The sequence below is a fragment of the Sphingobacterium sp. MYb388 genome (assembly GCF_037479535.1).
Classification (GTDB): domain Bacteria; phylum Bacteroidota; class Bacteroidia; order Sphingobacteriales; family Sphingobacteriaceae; genus Sphingobacterium; species Sphingobacterium anhuiense.
Genome location: NZ_JBBGYV010000001.1, coordinates 1,159,564 through 1,173,474, shown reverse-complemented (window position 1 = coordinate 1,173,474; position 13,911 = coordinate 1,159,564). Strand labels below are relative to the sequence as shown.

At 44.1% G+C, this 13,911-nt stretch carries 8 protein-coding genes; 2 read left to right on the top strand and 6 right to left on the bottom strand.

Annotated features, from left to right (window positions below; genetic code table 11):
* Window positions 1-9: 9 nt before the first annotated feature.
* Genes WH188_RS05175 through WH188_RS05150 form a run of 6 tightly spaced genes read right to left on the bottom strand, consistent with a single transcriptional unit; the run spans window position 10 to window position 11,961 of the window.
* Entirely contained in the window at window positions 10-741 is a 732-nt protein-coding gene (locus WH188_RS05175; protein WP_339423445.1) for a hypothetical protein, read from the bottom strand.
* A 10-nt stretch (window positions 742-751) separates the two neighbouring features.
* A complete protein-coding gene (locus WH188_RS05170; RefSeq protein WP_339423444.1) occupies window positions 752-6,760 on the bottom strand; it encodes a hypothetical protein in 6,009 nt (2,002 codons plus the stop codon).
* A 5-nt stretch (window positions 6,761-6,765) separates the two neighbouring features.
* Window positions 6,766-7,383 carry a hypothetical protein gene (locus tag WH188_RS05165; RefSeq protein WP_339423443.1) on the bottom strand — a complete coding sequence of 206 codons (618 nt, stop codon included), beginning with the start codon at window positions 7,381-7,383 and terminating at the stop codon, window positions 6,766-6,768.
* A complete protein-coding gene (locus WH188_RS05160; protein WP_339423442.1) occupies window positions 7,367-7,846 on the bottom strand; it encodes a hypothetical protein in 480 nt (159 codons plus the stop codon). The genes WH188_RS05165 and WH188_RS05160 overlap by 17 nt, the downstream gene beginning before the upstream one ends.
* A 9-nt stretch (window positions 7,847-7,855) precedes the next feature.
* Window positions 7,856-8,980, bottom strand: coding sequence for a hypothetical protein (locus WH188_RS05155; protein WP_339423441.1), 1,125 nt, complete (start codon window positions 8,978-8,980; stop codon window positions 7,856-7,858).
* 35 nt (window positions 8,981-9,015) lie between these two features.
* Window positions 9,016-11,961, bottom strand: coding sequence for a hypothetical protein (locus WH188_RS05150; RefSeq protein ID WP_339423440.1), 2,946 nt, complete (start codon window positions 11,959-11,961; stop codon window positions 9,016-9,018).
* 518 nt (window positions 11,962-12,479) lie between these two features.
* Here WH188_RS05150 and WH188_RS05145 point away from each other — a divergent pair.
* Window positions 12,480-13,262, top strand: a complete 783-nt coding sequence (locus WH188_RS05145; protein WP_339423438.1) for a hypothetical protein — start codon at window positions 12,480-12,482, stop codon at window positions 13,260-13,262.
* A gap of 203 nt (window positions 13,263-13,465) precedes the next feature.
* Window positions 13,466-13,870, top strand: a complete 405-nt coding sequence (locus WH188_RS05140; protein ID WP_339423437.1) for a hypothetical protein — start codon at window positions 13,466-13,468, stop codon at window positions 13,868-13,870.
* Window positions 13,871-13,911 lie beyond the last annotated feature (41 nt).

The window sequence follows — 13,911 nt, the reverse complement described above, 5'->3', positions numbered from 1 at the left end:
GATAAGAGATTATAGTATGCTGTTGATGGAGTAAGATTGAAGCTTGCCCAATGGTCTGGCATTGTTTTGTGTGATATGCACATATTTCCCTAACACCATCCTCGCGGGATCTACCTTGTTCTCGAAATCCGTCAGGTAATAGATCTTGCTGTATCCCGTACTTGCTCCCCACCTATCCTCTTCATCGACTGTCATCATTAATTGGATAATAGACATATCCTTTCTGTTGATACGAAGTACCATTTCCTTTAACATCCCGCTCCCTGGTTTCATTTTATAGTTCAGCACCAGAACGTCAGCGGTTTCTTCTACATTTAGGTCACTTAATTTGAACAACACCGAATCTGGCACAGAAATCAGGCTGTTGCCCATATCCTCAGGTTGCATACCTAATTTTTTTTGCAACGCAGAAATGTTAAATACATGGGCAGTTTTTTTTATTGCATCTGTTTTGAGATAGTATCCGTCCGATACCATGCTCATGGTGTGGGAATTACTGTCCAGATAGTTTCCATAGGAACGGGACAGAAAGCCGAAGACACTATCGATGCGGTTCTGTTGCTCGTTATCTACCAAAACGACTTTGTACCTATAAGTCAGAACTGGGTTGTTAATTTTCAGGCTTGCCCCCTGCAGGTAAGGCATATACTTTATATGCTGCAACTGGGCGAGACCAGTTGTAGCAGTGAAGATGCAGGTTGCCATCATCAGGCAGGATGATATTTTTATTAAGCTCCTCATAAGACTGTGGTTAATGCACATTTTTTGCGTTAGCTTTCCTGTTCTCGTTTACCGTTAAAATTCCCCGTTCCGTCTCTTTCTTTACCCTAACCAAAACACCTTCCTGGTCATATTCATAAAAGGTCGCAAAGTTGTTCTCATCCATCTCTGCCAGTAATCTTGAAGTAAAAGAATCGTAAACAAAGGACTTCATGTTTGCCCCGTCCGGTAACATCCTTATATCATCTATAAAATATCCCAAAGGTGCCTGAAGGTGAATGTCTGTATAGGCAGTTAAAAGACTCATAGTCATCTTACCTTCCAATTTGTACCATCCGTCCAAGGAGTTCGTCATTTGACTAAAAACAGTATAAACATTGGAGATCGGATTTCCGTTTCCATCTTTACCACTCACATATACCCTTATCTGGTTTGGTACAGGAGCCGAACCCGTGCGTTTAACCCATGCACTAATGTGACAATATGGAACACCTATATAATCGGTAACCTTTGCAATTTTGACATTTGCTGTGCCGTTAAATTTCAGACAGTAATTACCCGTGTGGCTTTCAGTCCTATCTAGCGCAGCATTTTCCACAAAGTCAGTAGCATTGGGCGTCCAATATGTTTTACCGTAATTATAGAGATAACTTGACACACCGGGGAATGGTGGTAACATGGAAGGTTCCAATTCTGCCCAAATGCCAAACCTATATTTGTTATAATTTTGAACCTGCATTTCTTCTTCAAAATCAACAAATTTTATCTGTTGGTTCTTTGCATTTAAACCAATTGCTTTAGGTAAACTATAATTGAAGCCATAAATTGCAGTAGAAGGTATTTTAGCCGCATTTATCTCTTCAACAGGTGCCCCGTAAGCATTGTACGCTGTAACTTCCTTGATCTTTTTCCAGTCATTTCGGGGATAAAGGATATAGTCTACCAAGGTACAGGTACCCGAATCGGCGGCATTAGTTCCAGCTGCCCAAAATGGTGAATAGCTGTTGAACACACCGTCTTTACGGGCATGGTTCTCGTATCTTCTTTTACCTGACCAACCATAAGTTTCCCATTCCCTCCAATTCCCTTTTTCCCCTTTTAGGTAAGGTGACAAACCAAAAGATCTAGTCAGTCCGCCTTCATTAATTTCCTGGTTTACACCGCTTTCTCTAAATGTATGAATACTCGAATTAAAAACTCGCGAGCTTCCTTCGGTCATACTACCAAGATTTACAGCACTGAACAAGTCCTGAAAAGAATTTACAGTAAAATTGCCGTTTGTTCTGATCTGCTGAATCTTGCTGTTCAAATTATTACGCCGACCCGAGCGAAGTACTTTTACATTTACGTCTATTAGTACATTGCCATATACCTCCCAAATACCGAAGGTGGGATGTCCGGTAGGCGTACTGGAACCCGGTTCCAGAACAACTGTACAATCATTTAAAACTGTAGTGCCAGTTGCTGTATAACAGTTAAGACCGGCGTATAGAGGTGCCACACCGACAACATACATTTTAACGGTACGCTTTTCCGATATCCCAACATTAGGGGTTAACGTCTTATACTGCATAATTAGCTCATCTCCTACATTGTAATGCTTTATGTTAGCCGGATTTATCAACCTAGCTTTAAGACAATCATCAATTTTAACGGTATCAAAATTCTCCTCGTAACCTACATTGTAATAAGATGGTCCCATTCCGTCATAGGCCCAATAGGCAGGATAGGTCAAGCTATTTATCGGATCTCCGAACTCATTGTTGACCTTACTTAGGAGCACCTGCCCCGTTTCACTGTCATATAATATATTCTCCGTTTTAGTCTTGGCTCCATGGTCATTCACCTCCACAGACTCCAAGATGCCGTACTGTTGTATAATCTTTGTCGATACCATGGTCTGAAAGAGGGTAGTTACATCCATGTCCGGAAAAAACACAGTAGGTATAGGGACGACAATGATTGCAAAGTTCACCACATTCAAGTTAAGGGAAACTGTCAAGCTGCTCGACTCCGTAAACCTTTGCCTGCTGTCTATGGTAAAGTCTGTCTCCTCCCCGAGCACCATATCCTGAACACTGTAAGAAGGACTGACCAGACTGTTGCGCTTTACTGCCTTGACACGATTGTTGAGTTTCCCTTCACCATCTACCTTATAATTGTATCTGGTACTTGTGATCAGCTCCCTGGTTATATCATCCGGCTTGATCACATAGTTTGATACAGCTTTTGGCTTGCCGTGCATATCGTTCATCTTCAATACATACCCCTGCAAAACTTGTAGTTCCTCTTTTTTGGCGCGAAGCGTCCTGAACCTTTTCTTTACAGGTACTTTTTTCGCCGTGAAATCTGTTTCTATCGGGAAGTCCTTTGCCGTATAGAATTCATGAACGTCCTCGGCTTTTGCGGAGCGGGACAATTCCCTATTGATACTTCTTACTGTGACCTTACTGTAACCGACAGAAGCGGAAGGATAAAAACTCTCCCCAAATGGCTCCTCCTGATAAAGTTTAAGGGCCGGCAAAAGTTTACCGGATTCCGCATTGTAGTCCACTGGCCTTCTTTGAGGGATCTCATCGGCTCCGACCATTGGTTCGTAGCTGGCGACGCCGCTGCTAACTTTATGTGTATTGTCCAGTAAGGTCGTATAGTCGTAGGTTCTGCCGTAGGAGCTTTCCGCGCCATTGGTTGCCATTTCGTTCCAGGAATCTTCCAACTTCAATACCTTAACCCTTGTTCCACCTCCGATCTTTGTATTTCCAGGTGTATGTAAGCGCACCCAGGACTTTCCAATTTTATATTTTTTGGCAAGACCATTTTTCACAAACCTGACGTTCGCATTCTGAAAAAGGGTCAACATCTCCTTTGTTGCACCGACTAAGCCTTTAAGGACTTCCGCCGCATTGGGATCACCGTCATTGTACCCGGGGTAAATTATATGTGGCAGATAATACCTTCCCGTGTTCAAACCGGCAAGTGTTATCGGATTCAGCATTTTACCGCTGTTACCACCGGCACTTTCCTTACGTAATTTGACATAGCCATATTCCGTATTGTCACAGATACCTACATCTTCTACTTTAGCGTAACCTTTAATGTTCTCGAAGCGGTTCCGCGCAGCAATGTCCAGATTAAAAGAGAAGTAGAGCAGGTCCGTCCCCTCCAGGTAATTCTCCCTAATCGTTTTCTCTGCCCGTTCGCGGGCAATGTCCCGCTTGAAGTATATGTAATTGTAAATCTGGTCAATGTCCTCGTATAGCTGGTCAACGGGATGGAACTGTTTACTAGATCCCACACCTGCTATCTTGAACATCTCCATAGGTCTTTTATCCTGAACGGAGCTGTAGTCGTCCGCCTCAAATTCTATCTTAAGCTTCCCACCAGAAGGAAGCTTTATTTCTTTTAAATGCCAATTGGAGGCGTTGCTGTCAGCTGTAGATTTATTCTGTGTAACATATGGAAACTCATAATTGGTCAGGCTGGTATCATTCCGTTTATAATTACCCCATCTATCCTTATCCGCAAAATTGTAAGGTCTGTTGTTGGTCAGATCATAACTAAACACATAAGGGTTCATCAAACTCTTCTGCGAATTGCCATATTTAAAATAAATCCGTTTTAAGGTCAGCTTTCCATTTGACTCTCCAGGACCAGGCGGGAGCCGATTCGGCACACCAGGGCACAACGAATAATCATAGTCAAATATCACTGTTTTTATAGGAACGGCATTTCCCTGATTTAAAAAACGGTCATTCTTGTTGTATAGTTTTATGGAATCAAGCTTGAGCGCAAGGGACGGATTATTGGCCCCCTTTTCATCTTGGAGATGAGCTGCTGTATTGGAATTACCATTTGGAAAATCATTATTGGAAACAACATTTTTTCTTACCCCAAGGGCGTCCTTTCTCGTACTGGTATAAAACTCTGCGATGAAATTTTTTGTCTCCACGGAATGTAGGTACCATGTTTCCTTTGAACCAATAATATATTGCCCCTTATCGTCCTTTGGGTCTGACCAAAATCCGGGCATGTACTGAGCACTGTCCATATTCTCATTAGCCTGGAATGGGGCAATCCAACGAAAATCGGAATCTGACAGTGTATAGTTGAATTTTGTATAAGTCCCTAAATCATCCTCGGAGGGACCGTCACCTGAAATATCTGCATAATCACTGGAAAGCACCGAGGTCAACAGGTAGCTATGCGCATAGGCAGGCGTGTAAGTGGCCTGAAAGTAATTTTCTCTTCCCGAGCTATTTGCAGGACTTTCATTGTCGGCCTCAAATTTAACCATTCCCGACCCTCTGTTACTTTTAGCCTCTTCGACGCTGAATGTGACCTCCTTCTGCATGTTGTTCATGGCTGGCAGGCCGTATACGTAACGACTTCCATCAGGAAGTACCTGGCTCATCTCGGCGATATGGTGTCCTTTTGCAGTATTTTTGGTTGCTCCGGTTCTTTTACCTTTTGTTATCGCATCATTTATCCCAATAAAGGAATTATGTGGATAGTTGTCTTTTTTGACATTGGGTGTCGATCCCGTAAGATTTGCTTCTGCATTCGTGATATAGGTTAAGAGGTTGGCCCGCGCAGATCTATTTTCCATTCCTCCGTAGGTTTCTGGCACGGTTCCTACATTTGTGCCGTTACCATTCTTTATTTGACCACTAACTTCAAGGTAGATGGGGGAATGATCGGAAAGGGAGGATGATTCCTGTTGCAAGTTGTACGTAAGCTCTCCCCCTTGTTTAAAATAGGCATTTTCAAATAAGGACTGTTTTCTATTCTGGGAAAATTTCTTTTTGTACCAAGGACCGGACTCTACCGTGCTTCGAAAAAATGTAGCCTCTGAACCTAGTTCGAACAATCCTCCTATCCCGATACCGACACCTGCTTCTAATGCGAAATTTTTATTTGTTGACTTGTTGGACACCAAAGGGTCGTGCACAGATCCCACATCACTTCGAACTGCCCTGAAGACTCCCCCTGTACCTTGCCCACTTATCCCATATACGTCATAGGTCATACTAGAAAGCGGCAGGTTCGGTAGACTGCTGTTATAAATACCATCCTTTTCCCTCGTAAAATCCATAATAGCATTGTCTCCTGCATTTTGGGAAAACAGATAACCGTAGGAAGGTAAAGAACCATCGGGCTCATGTTCAAGGGAGCTCCAATTTAATGTTGTGGTAAAATTGGGGAAGGTATACATAGCCTCAAGACCCAGTTTAACCTGTACCGAAAAAGATTTTAACATCGTTCGGTTGGTTACTGCCATTGGGTAGTTCTGAAGTCCGATGGGAATAGCTGTACTATAACCTATCGGTAACCCCACACCAACGCCGAAGGATAATGCTTTCATGCCCCCACGAGTGTCAAATCCCGTACCTCCTGAGAGGGAGATATTTCCGGAGTTCTCTCCTTCTATACCAGAAGTTTTGAACTGGGCATTGCCAGAAACGCTTGCGCCATCCAATGATCCGACATCCATGGTCATTCCTACATTTACGATGGGGGTGTTAAACCCGACACCAACATCCATGCCCACTCCTACACCTTTGTAATTATTATAGGTTATTGACTGCCCGGCAGAGACTCCTATCGAAGCCGCTCCTAAAAGCTCAAATCCTATATTAGCACCCAAGCGTAGGCCGTATTCCTTTTCCGGTTTTACTTTAAGGTATTTATTTAAGGTATCACCGTTAAAATCATCCGGCACGCCGCGGACACTCCTGTTTATTACCCCCGGATTAATGTTCCATCCTAATCCTACCCAACTCGCTTCCTGTTCTATATTGATACCGCTGTGGTAGGATATGTTTATAGGGTAACCATCTACATCCAACAGCGGAATGTTGTAAACGAAATCACCGGAAAAAAGATCCACCATTTCTGTGGTACCTACAGGTTCAAAGCTCTGCACCTCGGGCTGTGAGGGACCGGATGTGAGGGCAAATATCTGTGTCGCTGGGATTATCAACTGGTAACCCATAATACAGATCATTGTCTTAGCTGTAAACTTGATGATTTTGCTTTTCATAAGCTTTATTTTATTACCAAGGACGGAAGTTCCTCGATATCCTTATTATAGAAGTTTGCTTTAAGTAACAGATTGTTTAGCCCTTGATCGTTAAAGGTCACCTGCCAGGATTCGGCATTTTGACATTTCGGAAAGGCTACAATGATGGTGTTGATTGCCGACAGTCCCAAACGGTTTTCATAGTGGTAGCTTGATGGCGGATACTCACTCCCATTGCACACCAGACGAATATCGTTAGCTGCTGAAAACTCATAGTACATCAGCCGCTTTTCATATTCCTTATTGCCGTTACAGTTGTATTGTAATATGGGGATATCCTTTCCCTCTACCCGGTGGTCGATTCTGATGAACATATACCCATCGAGCTCGACCAACCTTTTTTTATAACCCCTGTCGTCCAAGTATTTTTTATCTTGATCATAGCTGTCCCTTAAGGCCATGGATTCAGCAGTTTGAAGACTGAACTTATAGACCACCTGTCCAGCTCTGACTGTCTTCTGCAATCCCTCAGATTGCTCCAGCGCCTGAACATAGGACTCAATCTTTCCCTGCTTTCCCTTACAGGAGAAAGCAACTATTGAAAAGCATGCTATAACTATTATCAGTTCAATCTCCCTTTTCATAAATTTTGTTTGCATAGATGATCAAATCAGCGGTAACATCACGGGTATCATTAGCATAGAGGACCGTACCCATTCCGTTTGCCCCTATTAGTAGATCTATCTTATTGTCCTTTCCAAACTTATTGATTACAGGATTGAGCCTTGCCCAGGCCTTCTCGTTTATTTCTTTGTTGATATTGCTGTATGCCTGTGTCAATCTCGACTGACCTTCCGACACGAGCTGTTGCGCTCGGGGATCTTGGGGATTCACTTTCAGTAGAACCTGCACACTATCCAGTTCTCCTTTGAGCTGCCTAAGGGTTCCTTCGGCCATTTTTTCCATATCAGTCTTAAATTTATATTCATCGAAAAGCCTAATGGCGTCGGCATAGACAATTTTGGGCTGGTTCATTCTTGCAAAAAAATAAACTGCAAATACTTGCACCACTGTAAAGCACAGAAAAGGGATAATTACTTTTTTCATTTAAAATTTTTACTTTTTTAAGAAAAGTGGATTTATGTAGGTGAAAGGTATTTTGTAAACTGATTTCCGATCGGTTTCTACAAACATGATGTAGGTCTTTTTATGCTTTAGCACTGCTTTTCCTGGAAAATCCAGGTCCATGTAATTGGTTCCAGCTTTTAGTGCGTAAAACTTGGTTGCATACTTAATTTCCTTTCCGTCCTCATCCTGAAGCTGTAGTTGAAGTGTATCCTTTTCTGAGTAAGACTGAAACTTAAGTTTTAGGGTATCTATTCCTAGGATTTTGGTATCACCACCTTGCTTGGAAAAATCATAGTAGGACTGGTCGGTCGGTATCGCCACCATCAAACTGTCCTCAATAATCGTAAACCTCCATGGGGCTGCACCACCGAGCAGAATGCCCTTGTAGTAAGCATCAACCGTCCAGGCATAGGGCTGGAACTTCTGGAGCGGTTTGGCGTAGACAGGATAGATCTGGCTCATCTGCATGATGTTCTTCTCGTCGTATACCGGGTTGTTGCGCGACAGTGCACCTACATTGTTCTGGCCTTCCCTGACCTCGGCCACACGGAGGCGGTAGGTCAGTTCCCCTGCAAATGGGTAGTTGACCGTCCAGCTCAGCATCGGGTTGTACTCGTAAATTTCAGCACCGTCCTCGGGGTCGATCAGGTTGATCAGGAATATATCTTCCGACTTGTGGTACACACATTCGTTGAACACCTCCTTGCTGCCCTCGCCCGAATTATAGTCAGGCTGCACGCCTACGCAATACTCATAGATACCCTGTGGAAGTTTCCTGTGCTGCTCGAACAGTTCTTTCAGCGCCGGAGTGGAATAGGTGAACTGTGGCCGCACCTGGTCCTTTGGTATTATGTTGAGACCGGGCTGCAGCCTGTACTGGAAGGAGTAGCTGATCCTAAGGTTGGACTTCCTGTAAACTATTGTTCCCTTTATCAGTGCATTGCTGCTCCGGTCAAGGCCTGAATGCACCTGAAAGTTGAGGATATTGTCGGGCGTGATGTCCAGACCGTCCACCATGGCCATGTTCACGACCACGTTCTGCTGGGCATGCATATTGGCTACCGCCAGCATCAAGGGCAACAGTAAAATCCCGGTAAGTAATTTCCTGATCATAGTATGGTATTTAAATATCAAAATAGTATAAAGCCCTAACCCAGCTTGGTGCGGAAGCGCCAGGCCAGTTCCAGACCACCAGACAGTACCGGCTTCCAGCCCAAGCCTTCCACTAACTTATAGTTGCTGTACCTGAAATTTCCTCTAATGCTGATGCCTGTCTGTCCCAGGTTATAGTTGGCGCCCAGAAAAAAACCGTAACGGCTCAGCCCGATAATGCTCCTGGCCACATCCGTACCGCCGTTCAGCATCATGTTCTTTGTTACCTGCCCCCCTGCCGCCACACTCATAAACTGGCTGTTGTTGAAGGCCGGGAAAGGCATGGCCACATAGTCGGTATTAATTTTGGTCACCCCAATGTTCAGCGACAGCATGGTCGCCTGTTGGCTGTATATGGTACTAAACTGCACCAGGGTGCTGCCGTACTGTACCGTGTCCATGGTACTGTTATTCTTGTTGTACAGGAGCGTGAAGCGTAGCGCCCTGCTCAACCTCTTTATCTGGTAGTTGGCCCTGCCCGTCCATACCTCGCCCAGTAAAGGCTTCTGCTCTATATTGAGCGTATCGTTGAAGCTCCTGAAGGTGGAGAACGGTTTGTAGGACAGGTATACCGAAGGATATCTTTTGGAATGGGTAGTGACATCGAAGCCCCAGCGCACATTGTTACCTTTGGAATGGAGGTTCTGCTGCACCATATAGTTATACTCCAGCCCCAGCGTCAGGAAGGCACGGAAGAAATCACCCTTACCTTTTATAAAATAGCGTTCTGTTCCCGTCATGGTCAGGGGAAGTGTGTTGTTCTCGAAGGCTTTTCCTGCATTTTCATAACCTGCCGTGAGCTCGATCTGCGTTTCGGGCACGAGTCCTGTAAGGCTGATGTTATAGGCCGACCTATCCTTGAAGCCCATGGTATTTCTTGCCTCCTCGGACTGACCGGGCTTGGTGGCATTGGCAAATTCAGCTTCCAGCATGGCGTATTTGGTGACTTCACCTTTGTAGGTCATCGATACAATGTGCACCGGGTTGCGGAAACTCGGTAGCGACACATCACCACCTTTGAAGAAGGCGTTGTCCTCCATGATCTTTTTTCCCGGCGAGTAACCGTAGTATATAAACCCGAAGTTCTGTTTCAAGATAGGTTTGAGCATAAGCCTTCCACTGTAGGCCTTGTAGCCTTCCACATTGCCGGCCCTGTCTATATACTCTGTTTTACCATAGGTGGCACCAATTTCGGCAAACCCTATATCATAGCCGATATCGGCACCTTTCAGCATCTGTCCCGACATGGTATAGTCCGATACATATTTGGGGAACATACCGGCATCAAAGTTGGTCAGCCCTGTTACCGCACCCTTGAGTTTACCTTCTGGTAGTATGGCACCTGCTTTCTTGGCCATGTCCTTGTAGGACATATTTTCCATATCCTTGAGGTCCTTCACCTTGTCATGCGCCATCAAGGAGTCAAAGTAACTGGCATTCTGATACTGCTCCATCAGGGTCCGGTACTTATCTATCTTTCGTTCCAGCTCCATGATCTGTTCGTACTTTTCCAGTGCCTTGGCGTACTTGTCCTCGATTTTCTTTTTAGCTGCTTCTGCCTTTTGCAACTTATCCCCTACGCCGGCAACAGTATCGTTAGCATGGACAACCTGCTTTAATGAATCCTGAAATTTGTCCTTCTGCTCCATGCTCAGGGTCATTGCCCTTTCTTTTATCCTGTCCGCACTGTAGTCGGAAAGGTCCATTTCCGGCAAGGCCAACTGTTGCTTCAGGCTGGCGAGTGCTTTATCTTTTTCGGACTGCAAACCGGACACGAACTGTCCGTAGATCATATCGTAGCTGCCACCCTGTGCTATTGCCTGCTCGTACTTCTTGTTATAACTGCCCACAAGTTTCAACAGTTGCTCCTTGGCCTTGGCGGCATCGTAACGGAAATGGATATAGCTCGCCTTGGCCTCCCTGTTCCTGTCCTGTGTGGTATAGTAACCGGAAAGATTTATGGGGATGCCCATTATCGGGAAGTCTATTGCTCCTGCTGCCTCATAAAAGTTATTGTCCTGTGCGGAATACTCCTCCTGTGCGCTGGCCCAGTTGGACGCTATCGAAAGTTCACCTGTCAGCTCACTGTTCTCCTTGTTCTCTTTCTGCATTTCACGAAACTGCGACAGCAGGGAACGATGGTCGCCCATGTTACTGGTCCTGAACTGCGCTGCCCCATTCTTTAGGGCCTCGCGCTGTTGCTGCAACTGATCGTTAAAGGAGCCCTGCGCCGGTAACTGATACCTTCCGAGGTACCAATCCTGATAGAAAAGATCTATGGTTTCTTTGTCCCCAACCTGCAAGCGGCGGGTGATAATCCCTTTCTTCTGAAAGTGCCGTTCGGTCCTGGGCATCCTCCGGTCGAGGATACGGCCTATGTCGTTTACTTTCTTGGCTGCTGTGTTCTTAATCGTATTCCCATTTCCCTGAGCATCAAGCTGACCAGTAAGTTCCCGATGTAAAAAGTTGGAGGGGCTGAGCACACTGTCCAGTGACCTAATGTACTTACCTTGGTAAAGCGTATCATACCCGTTACGGAGACTAAGATGCAGCGCATAGCTTCCGACAGGAATAGCACCCGTATTGTGTAGTGCCTGTTTGAAGGAGGGATGGATATAATTTACAGAAACGGGGCCATGGTAGGGCAGGCTAAATTTTGTTACTGTTTTCGGCAATTGGAAATCCTTGTACCTGTTGCGGTACACTAAAATACTGTCCCCGTTCGGATGGAAGTAAAAGCACTCCAGCGAGATGTCCACCAGGCTGTCCTTGATACCGGTGATATAGATATCCTGAAAAAACTTTTTGTCCTCACAGTATATTAAGTCGGTATAGGCATTCCATTTCCCCTGCCCTGCTGGCATATTCTTCTGGGCCCCTGCTTCCTGCCGGATGAACAGAAAAAAGAGCGCAATAAAAAGATATGTCTGGTTTTTGGGCATAGGTATTCCGTTTCCCGAAATGTTGTTTTTTGAAAAAACAGTTCGGCGATAAATAAAATACTCAATTGTTCCCTGAAGGAACCTACACGAAAAATTTTACTAAAATTGGGCGGGCTGGTGCTGCACGCTTACAATTGGGGCTGAAGGATCTCTGAATCGTCTATAGGGCCTGGTTCTTCTTTAATCTTGTTAATTAGTGCTAAACAAATTTATAAAACAAATCCAATTAACCAAAGCATTGTGCTAAATTTTATCTAAAAAATGTTTTAATTCATGTATTGCTGATAACATTTTAGGCATTGATATCTTTAGCCATAAACCAAAGATTAGCAATTCTGTCGGTAATTTTATCAATTTTCGAATTTGTTAAAAGAAATTAGGTGAAAACCTGAAAAGGAAATTTTTAATATGTTCTAAATTGAAGTCTTTACTGGATCAATGGATAACATACCTAAAAAAATCCCCACCTTGGTCATACTTGTGCATTTTAGTTAGTTCGTATCCTCTCCTTTGTTTCCATGAAGACATGGAAGACAATAGCAGTGGCCTGCCTGATAGTGCTTGTGGGCTGCAACAAACAGGGAACAATTTCTGGTGATACCTTTACTCAGAATAAATTGAGTGGTAATGAAACCAAGGAAACGTTTAATGCTCCTGATCACAAGGTCAATCCGTTTGACCATCTTGGGCAGATCCACAACGAGGGGCTTGCTGCAATACACCGTTATAAAGCTGAAACCGGTGATACGACAAGAAAGGGCAAAGCGTCATTCCTGGAGAAATGGTACCACGAACGTACAGGTATAGCGGTAAATGTAACTGCCTATCCACGGATCGAACCTGCCATCATGCAGGACTACAGAAAAGTGCTGGACAATTTGATGGAAAGCCCGGAGGGCAAGGGATACATGACTTTGCTCTGCAACACCTTGGAAGCAACAAAGGAGGTAACGCCTACCGCGTACAACCGTCTGTTGAAAAACATCATTCTTATTGAGCAGAAAATAGTTTCTTCCGCGCTTGGGAAATATGAAAACGATGTGCTGCTCCACGTTTCCACCATGATGCGGCACTCGGCGCATTACTGGTCAAATTATCTGAACAATCCTGAGATAACAAAGAAGCAGCAGGACAAAGTGGTAACCAATTTCCTACGAAAACTAGCGGGGCTAATCGCCGGTGTTGGAGCTGATGCATCTGCTCTTGCTTGGCATTATGCAAAGAATTCACCTTACGATGTTATGGTAGGCGAGAGTATTATGATGAGCGAGATCTGTGGCTATTATACCGGTTGGTGGTAATGCTTTGAAAAGACCCACATTTGAATAGGTAAACCTTTAACTTTTTACAATCCTCACGAATAAAGCCCCGTTGGCATGGGGCTTTATCAATTACGTAATGAAACAAACATAGCGTACACTTCACCCGGACTAAAAGAAAGCTAATAGTATCTGCTTAATATGCTACCTTTAAGTATCTTTTCCTGAAACCAAAACACCTACATATGTTTGTCGAACTTACACCATTACGAAAGTTGATGAAGCCCTTGAAAGGCGATCCTAAAAAGAAAAGTTACTATAAGAAACTGTTCAAATGGCACGCAAAACTCATCAAGGCCAGGCAGCAAATATGCTTCAACCTGGAAGCCCATCTTTATAAGTTACAAGACAACAGGAAAAAAGGAATTGTGTATTATGATGGTTATACCTTAGCCCTTATCAAGCTTGAACGGTTCGGCAAGAAAAAATTATCAGCCGCGCAAAAAGTATATCTTACAGATTGTATTGAGACAGTAGCCATCTTTATGGAAAACCAGTACACTTATCTTTACCTGCTTAACGGAATGACCTTATTTGAAATTCCGTTTGGCAAGATGGAGGCGAAAGAAATTGAAAATATCATTCTTTAATTAACTATTTATTTTCTCTAAATTAGATTTTAGACAGAAAT